The 20067-nt window shown below is 65.4% G+C and carries 19 protein-coding genes; 6 read left to right on the top strand and 13 right to left on the bottom strand.

Annotated elements, in window-relative coordinates:
• Positions 1 to 43 precede the first annotated feature (43 nt).
• From NY08_RS17150 to NY08_RS17140, 3 genes are all read left to right on the top strand, one after another.
• Positions 44 to 475 carry a DUF5318 domain-containing protein gene (locus NY08_RS17150; protein ID WP_179273674.1) on the top strand — a complete coding sequence of 144 codons (432 nt, stop codon included), beginning with the start codon at positions 44 to 46 and terminating at the stop codon, positions 473 to 475.
• A gap of 678 nt (positions 476 to 1153) precedes the next feature.
• Positions 1154 to 3262, top strand: coding sequence for a transglycosylase domain-containing protein (locus NY08_RS17145; protein ID WP_045200640.1), 2109 nt, complete (start codon positions 1154 to 1156; stop codon positions 3260 to 3262).
• Between the two features lie 113 nt (positions 3263 to 3375).
• Complete coding sequence (locus tag NY08_RS17140) at positions 3376 to 4839, top strand: glycosyltransferase family 87 protein (RefSeq protein WP_045200639.1); 1464 nt, start codon at positions 3376 to 3378, stop codon at positions 4837 to 4839.
• On the opposite strand, the gene NY08_RS17135 is transcribed toward NY08_RS17140, so the two are convergent.
• From NY08_RS17135 to NY08_RS17095, 9 genes are all read right to left on the bottom strand, one after another.
• A complete protein-coding gene (locus tag NY08_RS17135) occupies positions 4814 to 6037 on the bottom strand; it encodes a TerD family protein (RefSeq protein WP_235386943.1) in 1224 nt (407 codons plus the stop codon). The genes NY08_RS17140 and NY08_RS17135 overlap by 26 nt on opposite strands.
• Positions 6038 to 6127: 90 nt before the next feature.
• On the bottom strand, positions 6128 to 6355 hold the full coding sequence (locus tag NY08_RS17130) for a helix-turn-helix domain-containing protein (protein WP_045197695.1): 228 nt from the start codon (positions 6353 to 6355) through the stop codon (positions 6128 to 6130).
• Positions 6355 to 6954 (bottom strand): hypothetical protein, encoded by a 600-nt coding sequence (locus tag NY08_RS17125; RefSeq protein ID WP_235386941.1) that lies wholly within the window; start codon positions 6952 to 6954, stop codon positions 6355 to 6357. The genes NY08_RS17130 and NY08_RS17125 overlap by 1 nt, the downstream gene beginning before the upstream one ends.
• An 81-nt stretch (positions 6955 to 7035) precedes the next feature.
• Complete coding sequence (locus NY08_RS17120) at positions 7036 to 7782, bottom strand: ESX secretion-associated protein EspG (protein WP_045197693.1); 747 nt, start codon at positions 7780 to 7782, stop codon at positions 7036 to 7038.
• A gap of 2 nt (positions 7783 to 7784) precedes the next feature.
• Positions 7785 to 9170, bottom strand: coding sequence for a PPE domain-containing protein (locus NY08_RS25275; protein WP_052683856.1), 1386 nt, complete (start codon positions 9168 to 9170; stop codon positions 7785 to 7787).
• A 40-nt stretch (positions 9171 to 9210) separates the two neighbouring features.
• A complete protein-coding gene (locus NY08_RS17110; RefSeq protein ID WP_052683855.1) occupies positions 9211 to 10014 on the bottom strand; it encodes a hypothetical protein in 804 nt (267 codons plus the stop codon).
• Positions 10011 to 12344, bottom strand: a complete 2334-nt coding sequence (locus NY08_RS17105; RefSeq protein ID WP_082073854.1) for a phosphoribosyltransferase — start codon at positions 12342 to 12344, stop codon at positions 10011 to 10013. Before NY08_RS17105 ends, NY08_RS17110 begins: the two co-directional genes overlap by 4 nt.
• Positions 12341 to 13489, bottom strand: a complete 1149-nt coding sequence (locus NY08_RS17100) for an HpcH/HpaI aldolase/citrate lyase family protein (RefSeq protein ID WP_032397329.1) — start codon at positions 13487 to 13489, stop codon at positions 12341 to 12343. Before NY08_RS17100 ends, NY08_RS17105 begins: the two co-directional genes overlap by 4 nt.
• 23 nt (positions 13490 to 13512) lie before the next feature.
• Positions 13513 to 14598 carry a hypothetical protein gene (locus tag NY08_RS17095; protein ID WP_045200629.1) on the bottom strand — a complete coding sequence of 362 codons (1086 nt, stop codon included), beginning with the start codon at positions 14596 to 14598 and terminating at the stop codon, positions 13513 to 13515.
• A gap of 220 nt (positions 14599 to 14818) precedes the next feature.
• Between NY08_RS17095 and NY08_RS17090 the strand changes: the two genes are divergently transcribed.
• Entirely contained in the window at positions 14819 to 15394 is a 576-nt protein-coding gene (locus tag NY08_RS17090) for a TerD family protein (RefSeq protein WP_032396932.1), read from the top strand.
• A 91-nt stretch (positions 15395 to 15485) separates the two neighbouring features.
• Positions 15486 to 16583, top strand: coding sequence for a DUF475 domain-containing protein (locus NY08_RS17085; protein WP_032396931.1), 1098 nt, complete (start codon positions 15486 to 15488; stop codon positions 16581 to 16583).
• Between the two features lie 23 nt (positions 16584 to 16606).
• Here NY08_RS17085 and NY08_RS17080 read toward each other — a convergent pair whose 3' ends face one another.
• The 4 genes from NY08_RS17080 to NY08_RS17065 all read right to left on the bottom strand — a co-directional run bounded on the left by NY08_RS17080 (position 16607) and on the right by NY08_RS17065 (position 19618).
• Positions 16607 to 16972, bottom strand: coding sequence for a helix-turn-helix transcriptional regulator (locus NY08_RS17080; RefSeq protein WP_045197691.1), 366 nt, complete (start codon positions 16970 to 16972; stop codon positions 16607 to 16609).
• 127 nt (positions 16973 to 17099) lie between these two features.
• Positions 17100 to 17495 (bottom strand): hypothetical protein, encoded by a 396-nt coding sequence (locus NY08_RS17075; protein ID WP_052683854.1) that lies wholly within the window; start codon positions 17493 to 17495, stop codon positions 17100 to 17102.
• Complete coding sequence (locus tag NY08_RS17070; protein ID WP_045197689.1) at positions 17495 to 18193, bottom strand: response regulator transcription factor; 699 nt, start codon at positions 18191 to 18193, stop codon at positions 17495 to 17497. Before NY08_RS17070 ends, NY08_RS17075 begins: the two co-directional genes overlap by 1 nt.
• Positions 18194 to 18214: 21 nt before the next feature.
• Positions 18215 to 19618, bottom strand: a complete 1404-nt coding sequence (locus NY08_RS17065; RefSeq protein ID WP_045197687.1) for a glycosyltransferase family 87 protein — start codon at positions 19616 to 19618, stop codon at positions 18215 to 18217.
• Positions 19619 to 19779: 161 nt separating this feature from the next.
• Between NY08_RS17065 and rpsF the strand changes: the two genes are divergently transcribed.
• Positions 19780 to 20067, top strand: a complete 288-nt coding sequence (gene rpsF / locus NY08_RS17060; protein WP_008711385.1) for a 30S ribosomal protein S6 — start codon at positions 19780 to 19782, stop codon at positions 20065 to 20067.

The raw sequence follows: 20067 nt of genomic DNA, 5'->3' as shown, positions 1-20067 counted from the left end.
TTCGCAGGTCCGCATCGGAGGGGCCGCACGTACTCTGGTCCTCGTGCGACTTCAGCGACAGGTGGTGGACTACGCCCTTCAGCGTCGGTCGCTGCTGGCCGAGGTCTACTCCGGTAAGACGGGTGTCGCAGCGGTCTGTGATGCAGATCCGTACCTGCTGCGCGCTGCCAAGTTCCACGGGCGCGGCAGCGACGTGGTGTGCCCCATCTGCCGCAAGGAGCAGCTCACGCTGGTGTCCTGGGTGTTCGGTGAGAAGCTCGGGGCGCTGTCCGGGTCGGCGAGAACTGCGGACGAACTCGTCCGCCTCGCGGCGACCCAGGAGGAGTTCTCGGTCCATGTGGTCGAGGTGTGTAGGTCGTGCAGTTGGAACCACCTCGTCCAGTCCTATGTCCTCGGGGCCGTTCCCGCGCCCAAACAACCCCGTCGTCCGCGATCGGGTTCCCGACAACCGAACCGTCGAACAGCGAGTGAGTGACACAATCGCTCCGCTGATCCCATCCACCGAGAGTTCGACGCGGCCGCCGAAATTACTGGAGATTCGTACGTGAGTTCCCCCTACGACAACAACCCGGGTAGCAACGAACCGGGCCGTAGCGACTCCGGACGGCGTCCCGACGTGCCCGGGCCGCCGCGCGGCAGTCGACATTCCGATCCTCCCGGTCGTCGCCCGGTGCCTCCTCCCGGCCGGCGTCCGATGCCGCCGCAGGGTCGTCCCCCGATGCCCCCTGCCGGGCAGCGTCCGGTACCTCCTCCCGGGCAGCGTCCGATGCCGCCGCAGGGTCGTCCCCCGATGCCTCCTCCCGGCCAACGTCCTGGACCTCCTCCCGGGCAGCGACCCGGACCCCCTCCGGGCCAGCGACCGATGCCGCCGCAGAGCCGACCCTTTCAGGGCAGGCCGCCGGTCGATCCGGTCAGTGGACGTCCCGCAGGTGAGCGTCCTTACGGAGAACGTCGCTACGGAGAGCCGCCCATCGCGCCTCCTGTTCGGTCCGCTGCCCCGACGGCCGTCACTCGGTCCGGCTCCGTGCCACCGCCCTACGAACCGAACGATCCATCAGTTCTCTCCTCGGGCAGCGAACCGCCCGAGCCGCCCGAAAGAGGTCCCGCCGCGAAAACGAAGAAGAAGTCCAAGTGGCGGGTCGTTCGACGCACGATGTACGCGTTGATCGCCCTGGGTCTGATCGTGCCGATCCTGGCCTTCATGGTGGCGTACACCGTCGAGGACGTGCCGCGTCCCGGCGACATCAGGACCAACCAGGTCGCCACGATCTTCGCCGCGGACGGCGCGAGTGTGCTCGGCAAGGTGGTGCCGCCCGAGGGCAACCGCACCGACGTGACGATCGACCAGATTCCGGAGCATGTGCGCAATGCCGTGCTCTCGGCCGAGGATCGCGATTTCTACTCCAATCCCGGATTCTCGGTGACCGGCTTCGGTCGAGCGCTCCGTGACAACGTGCTCGGACGCGACAGCGCAGGCGGCGGTTCGACCATCACCCAGCAGTACGTGAAGAACGCGTTGGTCGGAAACGATCGGACGCTGACCCGCAAGATGCGTGAGCTCGTCATCTCCTCGAAGATGGCGCGTCAGTGGTCGAAGGACGACATTCTCGCCGCGTATCTCAACACCATCTACTTCGGCCGTGGTGCGTACGGTATCGCTGCCGCGTCGACGGCGTACTTCGGTAAGTCCGTCGATCAGCTCTCGGTCGAGGAGGGTGCCGTCCTCGCGGCGGTCATTCAGCAGCCTTCCAATCTCGATCCCGAAACCAACCCCACCGGCGCGCAAGCTCGTTGGGACTACGTGCTCGACGGCATGGTCTCGCAGGGTCAGCTCGACGCGACCCAGCGGGCCGCGATGATGTTCCCGGTGGTGGTCCCTACGTCACAGGTGGACTCCGGTGACGCCGACGACGCCGGTCCGAACGGTCTGATCAAGGCCCAGGTGCTGCGCGAGCTGTCCGCTGCCGGGGTCAGTGAGCAGGACCTCAACACCGAGGGACTGCAGATCACGACGACCATCGATCCGAAAGCCCAGGCGGCTGCGGTCGATGCCGTGAACAGCAATCTCGAGAACGAACCGTCCGAGCTGCGCACGGCTTCGGTGTCCATCGATCCCCGTACCGGTGCGGTCCGCTCGTACTACGGCGGCGCGGACGGACGAGGATTCGACTTCGCGCAGTCCGGCTTGCAGACCGGGTCCTCGTTCAAGGTGTTCGGTCTGGCCGCTGCGCTGGATCAGGGCATTCCGCTCTCGAAGATGTACGACAGCTCGCCGCTCGACGTCAACGGCATCGAGATCAGCAACGTCGAGGGTGCCTCCTGTGGAACGTGCACCATCGCCGAAGCGCTCAAGCGCTCGCTCAACACGAGCTTCTATCGCATGATGCTCGGCATGGACAACGGTCCGCAGGCCATCGCGGACATGGCGCACAAGCTCGGCATCCCGCAGGAGATCGACGGCGTCGGACCCACCCTCACCGAGCCCGACAACGCAGGCCCCAACTACGGAGTCGTGCTCGGCCAGTACCAGTCTCGCGTCATCGACATGGCTTCGGCCTACGCGACCTTGGCTGCGTCGGGCGTCTATCACACCCCGCACTTCGTGCAGAAGGTCGTCACGGCCGACGGCACAGTCCTTCTCGACCGCGCTCCCGAAGCGGGCCAGCAGGTCGTCTCGGCCGCGGTCGCGGACAACGTGACCTCGGCGATGCGTCCGATTGCCGGCTACTCCAACGGTCACAACCTCGCCGGCGGTCGCCAGTCGGCGGCCAAGACCGGTACCGCTCAGCTCGGAGATACCGGACAGAACAAGGACGCCTGGATGGTCGGTTACACGCCGTCACTGTCCACGGCCGTGTGGGTCGGCACCGAGCAGGGTCTGCCGCTCGAGAACAGTTACGGCGGACCGATCTACGGATCGGGCATACCGTCGGACATCTGGAAAGACACGATGGACGGCACGTTGGAGGGCACCTCGAACGAGACCTTCCCGACGCCGGAGGCCATCGCAGGTCAGGCCGGGGTGCCGCAGTACTCGGCACCGGCCCCCACGGCGACGGTGGCACCGTCGACAGCTCCGCCGCAGGTGACCCTGCCGATTCCGACGGAGATCTCGCCGCCGGTGGTCATCACTCCGCGGCAGGTCGAGATTCTGCCCGGCGTCACCATCCCGCTGCCAGGACTGGCACCGGCGCAGCCCGCGGAACCCGAACCGGCGGCACCCGAACCCGCCGCGCCCGAACCAGCGGCACCCGGGCAGTAACGACTCCAGCGGTGACGACCGAACCCGAGCGCAAGGGTCGAGCAGTGGCCAGCCCCGGTCGGCTCGACCCCGCGAGCGCAGCAGACCGCGATCTGCCCAGTCGTACCGATCCGATGACCGAGGAACTGTCCTCGGTCATCGGCGGGCCGGTCGGCAAGCACGCACTGATCGGTCGGCAGCGCTGGTTCACCGCACTACGGGTAATTCTGCTGCTGGCGGTGGTCTTCCTGTGCTTCGGTTGGTTCGCCAAGGCAGCCTGTATCCAGCAGGCACCGGTGGGACCGGGCGGCGAGCTCGGACTCGACTGGAGTGGCAGTCGTCAGTACGTGGCGATGTGCTATTCCGACACCGTGCCGCTCTACGGGGCGGAGCGACTCGATCAAGGTGCTTTCCCGTACAAGAAGTCCTGGGAAGAAACCAAGGCGGACGGGTCCAGTCAGATCAGGTACATGGAGTACCCGGTGCTCGCGGGGTTGTACCAGTATGGCTCGATGGTCGTCGGAAAAGCCTGGAACTCACTGAGTTTCCTGCCGCAGGCGCTGCCGGTCGTGGTCTACTTCAACGTGGTTGCCCTGGGATTGGCGGTCGCCTGGCTGGTCACCGTGTGGGCCACCGCAATAGCTGCCGGACGCCGCATCTGGGATGCTGCGCTCGTGGCGGCCTCGCCGCTGGTGATCGTGCACGGATTCACCAATTTCGACGCTCTCGCAACGGCTTTCGCTCTCACCGGATTGCTGGCGTGGGCCAAGAAGCGGCCGGTTCTGGCCGGAGTTCTGATCGGTCTCGGCGGTGCCACCAAGCTCTATCCCCTGCTGTTCCTCGGACCCCTGCTGGTGCTGTGCTGGCGCACCGGAAAGATGCGCGAGTGGGGCATCACCGCCTGCGCGGCGCTCGGTGCCTGGCTGGCGGTCAATCTCCCTCTCGCGCTGCTGTATCCGTCCGGATGGTACGAATTCTTCCGGCTCAATTCCGAGCGCGGTGCCGACCCGGATTCGCTGTACAACGTCGTCACCTCGTTCACCGGCTGGACCGGTTTCGACGGCCCCCTCTACCCGGGCGACAAACCGTTGGTCCTCAACGCCGTGACACTCGTGTTGTTCGCCATCGTGTGTGCGCTGATCGCATACATCGGTACGACGGCACCGACGCGGCCGCGTCTCGCGCAACTGGTGTTCCTGGTGGTGGCCGGGTTCCTGCTCACCAACAAGGTATGGAGCCCGCAGTATTCGCTGTGGCTGGTTCCGTTGGCCGTGCTGGCGCTGCCGCATCGGCGAATTCTGTTGGCGTGGATGACGATCGACGCATTCGTCTGGTTCCCGCGGATGTACTACTACCTGGGTGTGGAGAACAAGGGCCTACCCGAACAGTGGTTCACCGCGACCGTCGTGGTGCGCGATGTCGCCGTGATCGGATTGTGCGCGTTGATCGTTCGGCAGATCTACCGACCGTCCGAGGATCTCATCAGAAACGGCAGCGCCGTCGACCCGCTCGGTGGCGTGCTCGACGGCGCTGCAGATCGGACCATCTCGGATCGGACCGGGGCCCGAAAGGTCACATATAGCGGCCGAGCTGTTTGACGGCTTCACCGGCGTGCTTGGCCTGGATGCCGTCGCCGATCGCCTGGAGCTTCCACTCACTGCCCTGGCGATACACCTTGGCCATCACCAGACCGGTGAACGGCATGCCGCCCTGCAGGGTGAAGCGGGCGAGTTCGGTGTTGGTGGTGTTGTCGACCAGACGGCAGAATGCGTTCGCCACCTGCTCGAACGTCTGACCGCGGTACGAGGTGACGGTGAAGACGATGCCGGTCACGTGCTTGGGTACCCGCGTCAGGTCGACCACGATGACCTCGTCGTCGCCCTCGCCTTCGCCGGTGAGGTTGTCGCCCTGGTGCACGATCGAGCCGTCCTTGGCCTTGAGCTGCCCGTAATAGACGACATCGTTGACGTTACGGTCGGCGAGCATGATCGCCGACGCGTCCAGGTCGATGTTCGCGGCTCGGCCTCCGCCACCGAACAGTCCGCCCTTCTTCGGAGTGGTCACCGGATCCCAGCCGAGGCCCATGCGGATGACCGTCAGAGCCACGCCGCCGTCCTTGCGCAGGGTGACCTTCTGACCCTTGGTGAGGCTGACGGGCTTGGACTTGGTGAGGCTGACTTCCGGTGCCTCGGCACGGACCGGGGCGGCGGGTGGTGCGGGAGGCGCAGCGGGCGGCGGTGGAGTCGCGGGTGCGGGAGGAGGCGTCGGTGCGGGAGCGGGGGCGTCGTCCACGGACACACCGTGGTCGGTCACCAGTGCGGCGAAGCCACCTGCGTAACCCTGCCCGACGGCTCGCACCTTCCAGCTGCCCTGACGTCGGTAGATCTCCAGTGCGATCACGATCGACTCCGAGCTCAAGCCGTCGATCGTGTACTCGTACAACACATTTCCGGTCGCGTCGCTCACTCGGGCGACGGGAGCGGCGGATCGACCGAAGTTGCTCGACGCGTCGTCGAGGGTGATGACAGCGCGGATCTGCTCGATGTCGGCGGGAACTGCGGCGAGCGATACGGCGAGCCGGGCCGGTCCGCCCTGGCCGGGCTCGAGGCGTACGCCGGGGCCGGTGGGCTGGTTGAAGAACACGAAATCGGCGTCGGTGCGCACTTTTCCGGCGTCGGTGACCAGTAGCGCGGACAGGTCCGCGGGTACGGCCAGCGAGATGGAGACGACGACGTCACCGACGGTGAGTGGGCCGTTCTGACCCTTGGACAACGGTTGACCGGCCGGAGCAGACAATGTGATGGACTCTCTCTCGTAGTGCTGGTTACCGCCATCCAATGTACTTGTTCGATTTGTCCGACTGGCGTCACTGGGATTCGGCGGCCGTCAGACCTGGCGCAGGGTGAACAGGTCGCCGGGTGTGCAGTCGAGGGCGCGGCACACGGCGGTGAGGGTCGAGAACCGGATGGCCTTGGCGCGGTCGTTCTTGAGCACCGACAGATTGACCACGCTGACTCCGGCCAGACGCGAGAGCTCGGCGAGCGTCATCCCGCGGGCGTCGAGAATCTCGCCCAGATGGCAGACGACCAGATGGTCGACGAACTCCTCCACCATCAGACCAGGCCATCGGTGTCGCGGGCGAGCTCGGACCCCTGGCGGAGAACCGCGTAGACGAACTGCAGAACGACGGCGGTGATCACGGCCAGCCAGAACGCGCCGAGGCCACGTGCGGTATCGGTGAGTTCTGTCGTCTCCAGCGCGCTCTGAACGGCATTCGTGCTCATGACCCGAAGACCGCCGGTGACGACCGGGTACAGCACCACGCAGACGGCGACCACGGCCAGGTCGATGCCGGCACCGGAGCTGAAGGGGGTTTTTGCGATGACGTTGTCGAAGAATCGGTATGCGAAGAAGATTCCCACCAGGATCACGATTCCGCCGGTCACGATCTCGCCGTACCTCATGACGTCGATCATTCCGATGAGACGCTGGACGTCACTCTTGGCGACACTGAGCTCGATGACGTTCCCCGGCTGTATCTGTCCGCCGAACAGGTCGAGAGTCGGAGAGTTGTCCCGCGGAGTGACCGTAGCGCTGACGTAGTCCGACGAGTGGTATTGCCACAACCTCCAGCCCGACCACACCACAGCCGCAGCCGCGTAGAACGCCATCGCCCATTTGTTCGCCCGTGCCGAGCCCAGTCCGTATGCCATCCCGCCGCCTCCATATCGATAGTCGATAACAACGAATATCGATAACCTATCGAAAATCGATACGGTGTCAAGGGCGCGCAGTCATTGCCTCAGCGCGACCGTGACATGCCCTTCGATCTCCGACGCCAAGCCGGCGGTATCGATGGGCGCTATCTCGATCGACTCTCCGGAGTGCACGATGTACCGACCGTCTCGATCGAAGTCCATCCAGAAGAACGAGACGGCGTCGGTGTCGCGGCGGTTGTCGTAGGTCTTGCCGCGCGCGACGATGACCTCGCCGACTGCCGACCGTGGGCGGTCGAAGAACGACCGGAACTGCTCGTCCGCGGTCGCGCCTCGCGTTGCGGTGGACAGATGCGTGCCACCCGATGTCGCTGCGGCAGTGGCACGTTCGAGTCGCTCGGCCGGTCGGTGGCCGGCCGTGATACTCGGCACGGGCCCGAGAACCAGGGCGGGGGCACGGGCCGGGCCGGTCAGTTCGATGGTGACGGCACCACCGGAGGAGGCGTCGGGCCCCGGTTGTTGAGTCAGCACCGCGGCCGTGTCGTGGCGAATCGCTGCGTGGCTGCGCACGATTGCGTAGGGGGAATCGGTTGTCTCGCAAAGACATTCGATACGAACCATCGGGTCGACGACGCTCCGAACAGCTGCGCCGAGCTCATCGTCCATCATCGCGTCGATCCTCGCCGACGCCTCGAGCCGCAGTTGTCGCAGTTCGTCCACGGTATCGACGTCGATGGTGACCGCCAGGGGGTACGGCAGTCGGTCGCGTCCGAATCGACTGCACAGCATCATGAAATCGATGCCGGGCATGGTCCAGGTCGTCATCGTCAGCCGCCGAGTACCGGAGGTGCGACGAGGGGCAGATCGCCGATCAGTTCGCTGCCGTTGCTCACGTCCACCAGGTAACCGGGAGTCGCGTGTTCGCCGTCGTTGTCGCCCGCTCCCCGTGTGCCCGGTGCCCCCACGGCACCCATTCCCGGCATACCGTGCGCTCCCGCGCGGCCGGCCGCTGCTGCGCTGCCGAGTCCGCCGCCCGCCCCATTGCTGCCTGCCCCGCCGCCGCCCGTCCCGCCGCCGATCGGAGGGCCGAGAACCGAGCTGCCATAACCTGATCCGGCACCGGAACCGTTTCCGGATCCACCCGCGTATCCCGCGCCGCCGTAGCCCGAACCATTGGATCCTGCGAAGCCGCCACTGCCCGGTCCTGTTCCGCCGTAGCCGCCGCCGGGACCTGCGCCCAGCCCGGAACCCGCACCACCGGAAGTGCCGGGCCCGGTGGCCGATGCGGCCCGAGTGTCACCGGAGTCGTCGGCAGGAGGCAAGGAACCCGAACCGCCGGCCCCCGCCTGCTCCGACGGCGTACCGGTCCGACCCGTATCGGCACCTTCGGTGCCGCCGGGTGGTGCCTGTCCTGCAGCCGTCGGGGCCGCCCAATCTGTTCCGTTCGCGCTCCGGTTTCCGGAACTCGAACCGAGGCTGCCGTCCCCCGCGGAGTTCCCGAGTCCCCAGCCTCCGCTGGAGGGGGCACTGTCTGCGACCGGGTTGTGCGCTGCCGGTAGCACCGGCACCTCGGAATCGGACTGCAACACCCCTGGTACGTAGACCGAGCGCATGATTCGACGAGCTTCTTCCTGCTGCTCCTCGCGGGCGGACGCTGCGTCCTTCGCGGCGAAGGGAATGGGCAGAAGGGAATCGATCATGCTGCTCACGGGCGCCGCAACCACCGGCGGCATCCTCGATTGCGTCTGCGTGAATCCGGAGTGCGCCTCGAGTAATTTGTTGCTGATCAGGCTCATCGAGGTGGACAGCGCGGTCGCAGACGACACGTAGTCGGCCACGCCGCCACGGACGGCGTCGGCTGTCGGTCCCGACCAGCCCGACGTCATGGCCGCCTCGATGCCGGACCGGAAGGCGTCGGATCCGGTGGTAGCGGCAGCGGACAAGTCGTTCCAGTTCTTGGACGAGTTCCCGATGGTGTCGGTTCCCAGCGATCCGACCATGGCCACGATCTGCTCGTGCGGCATCACCTCGAACGCCTCGGTGATGACCACCTCGGTCGGCTCGAACTCGCCGCGGTAGTCGAGGGCCACGTTCGCCTTCTCGAATGCCGCTTGCAGAACGGAGCCGAGAAATTCGGGGCCGACCGGCGTCACGAACGCACTGGTGACGATGTTGTCGATCGTCGCTGCGAGTTCCTCGTACGGATCCGTCATGCCCACCCCTTGCCCCACTGCCTGTCTCCCCGACGAACAGTTAGACGCGGCGCACGGCACTTCGGTTCCGCAGCCACTCGAGAATCTCCTCGCTGGCCCGGACGCCGGAGGAGTCGGTGACGGTCAAGCCCGGCCGGGCGAATCCGAGCAGCTCGAGTTCGCCGTGCCGTGGTCGAACGGCCGAGTCGGCGGCCATGAGCATCTCCGCATCGAGTGCGCCGTCACCGGCGGCGAACAGTCGAGCGTCGGCCTCCAGCGTGCCGTCCTGGATCAGCCGAGACCGTACCTCGGCCACCGCAGAGCTCTTGCACACCGCGTTGGGCATCGTGTAGATCTTTCGACCCTGCTGCGAGACGTTCCAGTCCCGAGCGGCGCACCACTGCGACCACTGCGCGACGAAGCCCTCGGGCACGGCAGACGTGTTCACTACCAGGTAGCAGAACAGCCCGTCCGCCTCGCGGTACTTGAGGACCCAGTCCTCGGAGACCCGTGACCTCAACTCTGCGCCGATTCCCACCAGATCCAACTCGAACCTGCTGCGCCACTGCATATCCGGCACACCGTCGACGAGGATGTTGCCCCCGTTGCTGGTGATGGCATATCGCCACGGTGCCCCGGGCAACGCGATCCGCTGAAACTGCTCGATGGTTCGCGTGGTGGTCGGCACCACGACCGTCGTCTCGCTCAACTCCCGAAGCAGCGTCACCGCGCGAGAGCTCATGTAGGACAGTGGTTTTCCCTCGTACATCTCGACGCACTCGAACGAATCGTCCAGGGGAACCCCGAGTGCTCCCTCGGAGAAGATCATCGTACGGTCGAGATCCACCGCGACGAGAGCGCTCACGACGGGTCCCCGTTCGAGACGTTCTTGATCAGCCCCATGCACGAATAGGCGAGGTCGGGCACCACGTCCACCGGCACGCCCCTGGCTGCGGCGAGCATCCGAATGTGTTCGTGCTCGGGCGCATCGGCGTCCCGCACCAGTACCCGCCACGGGACACGACGCAGTAACACCCGGGTGGTCTCGCCGACGCCCGGTTTGACGAAGTTGACGTGCGAGATTCCGTATTCTTCACGCACCTTCTCCACCGATGCCCATCCGGTCCAGGTGGGGGTTCGGTCGGAGCCCAACACCGCAGCCACCGAGGCATCGACCTCACCGCGGACATCGTCGAACCGCGCAGCGACGGTGTCGAGCAGGTGACGCGAGACGTCGTCGGGGGCGAGATCGGCGTAGTACTTCGCGCCGTGGAAGTCCCCGGGACGAATCAGGCTGTCGTTGAGCACGGTTCGTGAAACCAGGCCCGAGACAGTCGAATTGAGACAGGCGGACGCGATGAGGAAGTCGTCGCGGGTGCCGTACGTGCGCGCGCAGTTGCCAGGATCGGCGAGGACGGCGAGGTCGTCGTCGAACTCGGCACCGGGAAAGTCGCGGAGGGCGGCGGTGAGTTCGCGGGCGATCGCACCTTTGCCGGTCCAGCCGTCGACGAACACCACCGAGCGTGAGTCGTGGTGTTCGGCGAGGTAGCGCAAGGCCACGGCGTCGATGCCTCGATCACGCACGATCGAGACGGCGTAGTGGGGAAGCTCGATGCCGTGGGCCGCGAATGCCCAGCGGCGCATCAGAATTCCGACGGGTGTACCGGCCCGAGCCAATGACGCGAGTGCGATGTCGTGTCCGCGCTCGGCCAGCACGACCTCGGTGACGGTTCCGACCGCGACCGCCAGCCGTGACGCGCTTTCCTGCAGCACTTTCTCGAACAGTTCGCGGTAGGCCAGATCCGGCTGGTACTCGACCGGAAGCGATTCGGCGTAATGGGCCTCGCCGGCTTGAATGCGCTGCTCCCGCTCCTCGATTCCTGCTTCGAGGGAGAGCGACGAGAGGTCTTTGAGCAGCCACGTGACTTCGTCCGCCGCGTAGGAGCCGAATTCGGGTCCGCGGAGCGGGCGTGCGCGCCGGGAAACCTCGAGCGCCACCGGGTCGGCTCCCGTCACGACCACCAGGAGTACGTCGGTGCCCGAGGCTGCCAGTGTCTCCGCCGCGGCGGCAAGAGCGTCGGTGTCGGCGGGGGCGTCGGCCACGAGCACCAGTGTGGTCTCGTGCGGGGCGGACGCGTTGTAGAGGTAGCGCAGTCCCGATTCGTCCTCGGGTGCAGCGAATTCGAAGCCACGGCGCAGGGGGTAGTCGGGCACGTCCAGCACGTACGCCGGTGACCGGGTCGTGGTCTGGAACAGCGCACGGTGCCCCAGTTTCTGCAGGGCCGCCGCCAGCCGAAGCGGCAGATACATGAGCTCCTCGTGGCCGATGACGACCACCGGTGTCGATTCGGAGAGCGACGCATCCACGGTGGCTGCGAGGGCGTCGATCGCGGAGTCGAAACCTGCCGAATCGGATCGGAGGAATCCGTGGCGTCCGCCGTCGGGCAGGGTGGCCGGCCAGTGGGCGTCGACTCGATGAACCGAACCAGGCTGTGCAGCAGTGGGATTGAATACCGGATCCGGCAGGTCCAGCACTGTCTGCGTCAGTCCCGGCTCCAGCTCGACGGATCCCTGTGCCAGGCTCACGTTGTCGATCCGAACGCCGAGTTCTGTTGCCACCGCGGCAGCTGCAGCGAGATGCTCGGCGGTGCGCATGTCCACCAGGGATGCGATGACGTAGTGCGCGCGCCCGGCCGTGGAGTGAATCTGTCGCAACGCATCCAATGCGGTCGCTCCGGTCGAGATCTCGTCGTCGACCAGTATCAACGGCAGGTCGCCGGCGAGAAGGTCGGCCGAAGTGGGCATCAGCAGGTGGTCGGTGGCGTGCGAGTGACCCTCCTCGAACTCGCCGTGCACCGTCATGCCGGGAACACCGCGGCGCGTCGAGTGCAGGTAGCAGTGCGCGCCCAGAGCCGTTGCGACCGTGTGGCCCAATCCCGTTGCGGTCTCGGCGAATCCGAGAACGTCGACATCGGAACCGTCCACCGCGGCGTGCACCAGGGCGGCCAGTTCGGTGCCTGCGGCGATCACGACTTCCGGATCCACAGGGATGTGTTTGCCGAGCACCGTCGAGACCAACAGATGGGCGCGGCGGGGATTGCGACGCAGACCTGGCCGCACCAACTGCGTGGCCGACCAGGACGACGACGAACCGGTGTCGGTGAGCGCGATTCCGTCGGCCGGGTTCGCGTTCATCGCTGTGCCAGTGCGGTCAGTAGATCCACGAACGTGATTCCCTCGTTGGTGACGCCGAACGCCCTGGCGCGCACCACCGTCTGCTTCGCCCAGTTGCGGTGCGGGCCGAGCTCGTTCATCTTGTTGCGGTAGCCGGACGCCTGGACGCCGCCCTGGTCGGAGGAGAGAATGTCGAGTGCATCGTGGTATTCCTCGTGCGTCACCGCGGACAGTGCGTGCACGGCAGGTACGTGCGAGGGGTGGATGACGGTCTTGCCCTGAATGCCGTTCGCGCGGTCGAGTGCCACCTCGCGCAGCAGGGCGTCGAGGTCGCTGCTGACCAGTTGCTGGCGGAAGCGTACGGCCTGTTGATCGACGAACGGCGTCTGACGCAGCAGGGGACGGAACATGCGTTCGTGGTCTGCGAAGTACTCCCACACCGGTCCGGTGATGACGAATCCCGAACCGTCGTAGCGGCCCAGGTGATTGACGATCGCGCTGATGACGTCGGCGACGACGCGGACGTCGTAGATCGTCAGGTCGCGGTCGCGGCGGATGCCGAACGTGCCGCACATGTCGGTGGCACCGATTCGCACCGCCAGTACGACGTCGCGGTACTCACCGAGCAGTTCGCGAATGGCAACCAGTTCCGCGTCGCGGGTCTCCCTGTGCACCACCTCCGGTGATTCGAGGACCGGCATGGCGAACAGACGGGTGCCGTGTGTCTTCGACGCAGCGACGATCTCGTCGAGGAACTCGGCTCCGCGTGCTGCCGTGAACTTCGGTACGACGAATCCGGCCAGCCCTGCGGCACCGTGGTCGAGGCCGTCGCAGATGCTGCGGATGTGGGCGGCGGTACGAGCCCGAACGAACACCAGCGATCCCGAACCCGAGAGTTCGTTGAGAGTTCGCACGGTGTTGGCCAACGCTTCTTCCAGATCATGATCTGCGACAGCGTCTTCGAGATCGATGACGATTGACCGCACACCCTCGTCGGTGCGTTTGTTCACCGTTGCCGTCAGGTCCGGACGCGTGGCCGGGATGTACAGCGTTGCGCCGAGAGCCGTTGCCACGAGGTCGTTTCCGTCGCTCGTCTCGATGTCTTCCGGTTGCATGAAGAACACTCGTCGGCGAGTGTCTGCGTCGAGATGGCGAAAGTGTTGCACCACTGTCCTTCGTGTGAATGTAGTCAGTGCGAGGTTCGCATGCGGTCGATCACGCCTGCGATGAAGTCCGAAATGGTATCCAGATCCTGCAGATATGACCAGTAGTCCGGGTGGGTACCCGTCAGCGCTGTGCTCGCCCTGTCGATCCGGGCGAGCTGAGCATCCAACACCGAGCCCCATTCGGCAACCAGACCACGATTGATCGCGAGTTGTTGAGCGTCACGAAGTTTGAACCGCACCTTGTTCTCGGTCTCTTTCGGATCGGCCCTGACCGCGCGCAGCAGTCGAACTCGGTCGGTGACCGCGTCGACCAGTTGTTCGGCATCGCTCAGGTGTTGGCGCGCCTGGGTGACCAGATCCAGTGACTGCTCGGGATTGCCCGAATCGAGCGCCGAACGTGCCGCGCGCAGGTCCTCGTCGGCCTGCTCGATGTGGCGCGCACTGGATCGTTCGTTTCGGGACAGATCAGCCGAGCTCTTGGCGTTGAATTCACGAAGCAAGCTCGAGAAGGCAGGCCCGATACCTTCGGATCTGGTTCGCACCGCCTCGATTCGGGTGCGCACGGAGGCCAGCGCGGTCCGGGCCTCCTGAAGGCGTCCCGGGGCCGAGTCCACGGCAGCACGCAGCGCGGCCGCACGGTCGCGGACTTGGGCGGCGTGCTCTCGGGCGCGCAGAGGGTCGCGCTGATCGGCCTGCAATTGTGTTGTCGCAGAATCGAGTTCGCGCCACGCCTGGCGAAGTGAGGGGTAGGCGGCGAACTGCTCGTCGACGGTGGAGCGGGCTGCGTCTGCCTCGGCCAACGCGTCCTGGACCAGGCGCGGGGTCGCGGCGAACTGAGCAGATGCCTGCTCGAGCGTGCCTCGATGGGCGTCGTAGAACCGATCCACGGCAGTGCTGGCATCGTGCAGAAGCGCGGTCGCTCGGTCGAACGCCGATCTGGCGGCAGGGGTGGTGATTCCGTCGAACTGCTCGACGGCGGCGAGGTAGGCGGCTCCGGCGTCGAAACATTGCTTCTCGGTGTCGGACCATCGGCCTGCGAGTCGATCCTGAGGGCGCAGTGCGGTGGAGGCCTCGACGCCGGCCGACGCGATGGACTGACGCTTGTCCATGTCGAGGAACGCGGCGACAGCGTTGTCCTGGGATCGACGCGCGGCGGCGTCCGATTCGGCACCCCGGCGGAACACCCCAGGCCAGCGACTTGTCACCTGCTCGATAGTACTGACGGGAACCCTGGCGATGTCGCAGTCGTTGGCTGAGTACGTCCAAGAACCGGACATTCCCACTACGGTTGACCCCGTAACGGGAAACCAATTGCGAAAGGACCTCTCAATGGGCGTCAGCCTCAGCAAGGGTGGCAATGTCTCGCTCACCAAGGCAGCTCCGAACCTGACCGCGGTCGTGGTCGGTCTCGGATGGGACATCCGCACGACGACCGGCACCGACTTCGATCTCGACGCCAGCGCCATCGCTCTGAACTCGACGAAGAAGGCCTTGAGCGACGGGCACTTCGTGTTCTTCAACAACCTGAAGTCTCCCGACGGCTCCATCGAGCACACCGGGGACAACACCACGGGTGAGGGCGACGGAGACGACGAGCAGATCAAGGTCGATCTCGCCGCAGTACCGCCGGAGATCGAGACCATCGTCTTCCCCGTGTCCATCTACGATGCGGACGCACGCTCGCAGTCGTTCGGTCAGGTGCGCAACGCGTTCATCCGCGTCATCAACCAGGCCGACAACTCCGAGCTCGCACGCTACGACCTCAGCGAGGACGCCTCCACCGAGACCGCCATGGTCTTCGGTGAGCTGTACCGCAACGGCGCGGAGTGGAAGTTCCGCGCGGTCGGTCAGGGCTACGCCTCGGGACTCGCAGGAATCGCTCGCGATTTCGGAGTAAACGTGTAGTAAAGGCCTCCTCAAGATTGGGAGTACCCCCGCCTCGTCATCCATGATGGGCGGGGGTTTTTCCGTCTTTGTCTCGAGAAGGGCCACGACTGTGGTTGTCAAGATCTTCGGATGGTCGATCGCGGTCACCATCGTGTCCGTCATCGTGGCTTTTCTGTACGGCGGGATCGAGGCGATGATCCTCGTCCTCATCCTCGGTGTACTCGAGGTGTCGCTGTCCTTCGACAATGCCGTCATCAATGCCACCGTGTTGCGACGCATGAGCGAGTTCTGGCAGAAGATCTTCCTCACCATCGGCATCATCATCGCCGTGTTCGGCATGCGGCTGCTGTTCCCGCTGGTCATCGTCTGGGCTGCGTCGGGCCTCGGTCCGGTCGCCGCGATCGACCTGGCCCTCAACCCGCCCGCCGACGGTGCCGCAACTTTCCCGGACGGTTCACCCAGCTACGAGACGCTCCTCACCGACGCGCATCCGCAGATCGCTGCATTCGGTGGCATGTTCCTGCTGATGCTCTTCCTCGGATTCATCTTCGAGGATCGCGAGATCACCTGGTTGAGCTGGCTCGAAAAGCCGCTCGCCCGCATCGGTCGCCTCGATCAGCTCTCCGTGGTCGTCGCAGGCCTGCTGCTGGTCCTGAGCGCCGAGTTCCTCGCCGAGGACGACAAGATCTCCACCGTCATGGTCTCCGGCGTGCTGGGCATGATCACCTACATCGCAGTGAACGGACTCGGTGAACTCTTCCACGTCGAAGAAGAGGGCGAAGAGTCCTCGGGCGGGCCGAGCGAACTGGCGAAGGCGACGGGTAAGGCCGGGTTCTTCCTGTTCCTCTACCTCGAGGTGCTCGACGCATCGTTCTCGTTCGACGGTGTCATCGGTGCGTTCGCCATCACCGCAGACCCCATCATCATCGCGCTCGGCCTGGGCTTCATCGGTGCGATGTTCGTCCGCTCGATCACGGTCTTCCTGGTTCGCAAGGGAACGTTGTCCGATTACGTGTACCTCGAGCACGGTGCGCACTGGGCGATCGGTGCGTTGTCCATCATCCTGCTGGTCTCGATCGGTGTACACATCAACGAGCTGATCACCGGCTTCGTGGGAATCCTGTTCATCGGGGCCGCCCTGCTGAGCAGTATTCGACGCAACAAACGCCTCGAGAACGAGGGCGTGGAGACTGCCGTCAGCGTCTGACCGACGGCATCACCGACCCTGGTTCACAGCTCCGAGATATCGACGAGCCCGTCCTGAAGGGCGCGCGCGACGAGGGCCGCCTTGGTCGGTGCCGGTCGCCCGACGGAGGTGTACTTGGCCCGAATCCGGGTGAGGTGGGTGTTGACGGTGCCGAGCGAGAGAAACAGTGCCTTCGCAACTTCGGTCTTCGAGTCGTGTCGAATCCAGCAGAGCAGCACCTCGATCTCGCGGCCGGTCAGATCCGGTCGCGGCGGGAAGGGGCTCGTGGCGGCGGGAACGGGATGTATCTGCATCGGGGGTGGAACGAGGCTGATCGGACCGCGTGAACGGCGCGTCGTCGAGACTCCGGAGTCGTTCGCGGAGGGCAAGGGTTCGAGCAGTGCAGACATCTAATCTCCCGGACGCCGAAGTGAGTTGAGACCGACTAAACCAATGCGGTCGATTCTCACAGGTAATTCGCAGGTTTTCTGCCCTTATTATTTGGGGCATTGAACCGTCAACCGTCCTGTCAGAGTGTCACGGGGCTACGACAGACTTCTCTGCGACTGCATCGAGTTCGATCCGCACTTCGGCGCTCGAGTCGCTGACCAGGATGGATACGACCTTCGCGCGTCCAGGCGGCAAGATCCGAGCGGTCACCACCCCGCCTGTCGCACCGCTGAGCGCGTCGGACACCGCGGTGCTCACTCGGTCCGAAATTGTGGGATGAGCCATAGTGAGCCCGCCGTCGTCGAGCGGAATCACCTGCACACTCCGTGCCCTGGCAGCCCGCGCTTGCGCGGCGACCTCGTCCGTCATCAGTCCCGGTGCCCGCAGTCGATCCCGCAGAGTTGCCTCGAGAAGTCCGCAGGCCTGCCGCTCGGCGGTATCGAGACCGGACCCGCTCGCGATCTTCTCGAGTGGGGCCTGCATCAATCCTGTGGAGGTAGCTCCGGCATGGGGAGCCAGCCGTCCTCGACCGCACGCTTGTACAGATCGGTTTTCGTCGGTGCCGGACGCCCCGCCTCGGCGTATTTGTTGCGGATCCGCACCAGGTAGTCGTTGACGGTCTGCTCGGACAGTCCGGCCAGGCGGGCGACGCGTCCGGCCTTCTCGCCCGACGCGTAGAGGGCGAGTACTTCGCGTTGGCGTGGACTGAGTCCCACGTCGGGAAGCTGCGGATCACCGTCGATTGCGGCAGCCCAGTCCGTCGTGACGACCTGTCCCCCGCTCGCGGCGCGCCGGATCGCGGAGACGATCGCTGCGGCCGGTGCCGACTTGCGAACTACGCCCAGTACGCCCGCACGAGCTGCCGAGCGAACCAGAAAGGCGTTCTCGGCACCGGTGTAGACGAGGACGCGCGCACCGGCGGCGTGCAGTTGCTCCACGTTGGAGCGGGGTGAGGACCCGTCACCGAGCCGAAGATCGAGTACCACCAGATCGAGTGTGGGCTGCTGGGCGAGCAACTCTGCGACGGTGGCGGCGGTGGACACCAGTTCCAGGTCGGGTTCGTCGGCGAGCATGGCCTTGAGTCCGAGCGCTACCGATTCGTGGTCCTCGACGAGGCCGACGCGTCGTACTTCGGTGGTCCGATTTTCTGTGCTCTCCTGTGATCGCGACACCTGTGTCATGTCCCCGCCCCGCTCTGCGCCCTACTGCCCCGGTGATCCCGTCAGCGATGTCGCTGCTGGTCGGCGCGATGATACCGACTCCTGGTCTGTTTCGCCGCGTACTGGAATCCGCATGCGCGTACGGATGAACAGCACGAACAGCACCACCAGCAGCAGCGCCCGTCCCCACACCCCCACCAGAACGAAGAACTCCTCGTCCTCGGCGTCCACCCCGGAGGCCAATGCGGCGAAGTACTTGAACACGCCGATTCCCATCGACAGATCGACGACGAGATACGCGGCGACGAGCGCCCACGGGACCCGAAGCAACACCAGGAAAGGCAGTAGCCACAGCGTGTACTGCGGCGAGTGCACCTTGTGCAGCAGCATGAATCCGCACAGCATCGACCCGCTCACCGCGACCCACGGGTACGTCCCGACAACCTTTGCCCGACGCCAGCCGAGCCACAGCGCAAGTGCGAACGCGGCGAACACCAACAGCGGCGACGCGACATCGACCACATCCTGGAAGGACGCGTCGGCCTCCGCGTAGGCATCGGGAGTCATCTGGTCGCTGATGTAGAAGTGGCGCAGTCCCCAGTACCAGATGGAGTTGGTCGTCAGGTCTGCCTGCCGCAGCGACTGGAAGGTGAAGGATGCACGCCACCCCTCGTAACCGAGCACTGCGAACGGCAGGTTGATTGCGACGACCGTGCCGATCGCGGCACCGGCGACCATCAGACCGCCACGGACGTCCCAGCGACCCCGGATGGTGTCGGCGGACTCGCGCCCGTCGATGCCGCCGGTGACCACATACGCGATCAGGGGCAACACGAAAGCTCCCGGGTAGAGCTTGAGGCAGAAGCCGACGGCCAACAGCACCGACGCGAGAATCGCTCTGCGCCGCAGCGGCACCGGCAGGGTCATGACGAAGATCGCGCCGACGGCAGCGGCCACGACCGGAAGTTCCCAGTTGTGGAAGGCGTACATCACCACAGGTGGGCCGATCGACCACAGCAACGCGGACCAGCCGGCCATCCGCCCGAGCATCCAGGCGGTGAGCAGACCGAACGGTGCCAGAATCAACGCCGAGGTCAGCAGGAACTGTGCATCGGTGTGGGCCGGGATGGCTCCGAGCCACATCAGCAACCCACTGAGGACGGGATACTCCACCGTCCCGCCGGTGAGGATCCCGTCGCTGGTGATGGCTCCGTGAATGTAGGGAAAGATGTGATTGTCGATGTCTCGGCCGAGCCACAGGAATTGGATGTCGGAGTAGCAGACCGAGGAATCCTTGATGGCGTCGAACACCGTGCTGCGTCCGGAGGCGTCGAACGGCGCGACCGCGCATCGGGCCTTGTTCAGATATCCCAGAATCAATCCCAGCGCAGCCATCGCGACGACCACGACGACCGTCATCGGATTGGCGCGGACCCCGGATCGCATGGTGCAAGAGTATGACGCGTGAGGGCCGGACCGTGCGCCCGACGCGAATTAGCAGGTCAGGGCCCTGTCGTGTATCTTCGAGGGGTTGCTGACGCAACGACCCTCCTGCCACGGACAGTCCGTGGCCGTTTTCACTAGTCCACAGGAGGTGATGAGGTCTTATGCGTCATTACGAATTGATGGTCATTCTCGACCCCAATCTGGACGAGCGCACTGTCGCTCCGTCGCTCGACACGTTCCTCAACGTCGTTCGCAAGGATGGCGGCACCGTCGACAAGGTCGATGTGTGGGGCAAGCGTCGTCTGGCCTACGAAATCCTCAAGCATGCCGAGGGCATCTACGCCGTTGTGAACCTCAACGCCGAGCCTGCCACCGTCAGCGAGCTCGATCGTCAGCTCGGACTCAACGAGTCCGTTCTGCGCACGAAGGTCCTGCGACAGGGCAAGTAA

It is taken from the genome of Rhodococcus sp. B7740, assembly GCF_000954115.1.
Taxonomy (GTDB): Bacteria; Actinomycetota; Actinomycetes; order Mycobacteriales; family Mycobacteriaceae; genus Rhodococcoides.
Note: the sequence above shows the minus strand (reverse complement) of the source record. Positions and strands in the feature narration are given on the sequence as shown.

Coding starts and splice junctions, on each gene's coding strand:
- NY08_RS17145 (WP_045200640.1), top strand. CDS start 1,154: ATGTACGCGTTGATCGCCCTGGGTCTGATCGTGCCGATCCTGGCCTTC.
- NY08_RS17140 (WP_045200639.1), top strand. CDS start 3,376: ATGACCGAGGAACTGTCCTCGGTCATCGGCGGGCCGGTCGGCAAGCAC.
- NY08_RS17130 (WP_045197695.1), bottom strand. CDS start 6,355: ATGGTGGAGGAGTTCGTCGACCATCTGGTCGTCTGCCATCTGGGCGAG.
- NY08_RS17125 (WP_235386941.1), bottom strand. CDS start 6,954: ATGGCATACGGACTGGGCTCGGCACGGGCGAACAAATGGGCGATGGCG.
- NY08_RS17120 (WP_045197693.1), bottom strand. CDS start 7,782: ATGACGACCTGGACCATGCCCGGCATCGATTTCATGATGCTGTGCAGT.
- NY08_RS25275 (WP_052683856.1), bottom strand. CDS start 9,170: ATGACGGATCCGTACGAGGAACTCGCAGCGACGATCGACAACATCGTC.
- NY08_RS17105 (WP_082073854.1), bottom strand. CDS start 12,344: ATGAACGCGAACCCGGCCGACGGAATCGCGCTCACCGACACCGGTTCG.
- NY08_RS17095 (WP_045200629.1), bottom strand. CDS start 14,598: ATGGACAAGCGTCAGTCCATCGCGTCGGCCGGCGTCGAGGCCTCCACC.
- NY08_RS17090 (WP_032396932.1), top strand. CDS start 14,819: ATGGGCGTCAGCCTCAGCAAGGGTGGCAATGTCTCGCTCACCAAGGCA.
- NY08_RS17080 (WP_045197691.1), bottom strand. CDS start 16,972: ATGTCTGCACTGCTCGAACCCTTGCCCTCCGCGAACGACTCCGGAGTC.
- NY08_RS17075 (WP_052683854.1), bottom strand. CDS start 17,495: ATGCAGGCCCCACTCGAGAAGATCGCGAGCGGGTCCGGTCTCGATACC.
- NY08_RS17070 (WP_045197689.1), bottom strand. CDS start 18,193: ATGACACAGGTGTCGCGATCACAGGAGAGCACAGAAAATCGGACCACC.
- NY08_RS17065 (WP_045197687.1), bottom strand. CDS start 19,618: ATGCGATCCGGGGTCCGCGCCAATCCGATGACGGTCGTCGTGGTCGTC.
- rpsF (WP_008711385.1), top strand. CDS start 19,780: ATGCGTCATTACGAATTGATGGTCATTCTCGACCCCAATCTGGACGAG.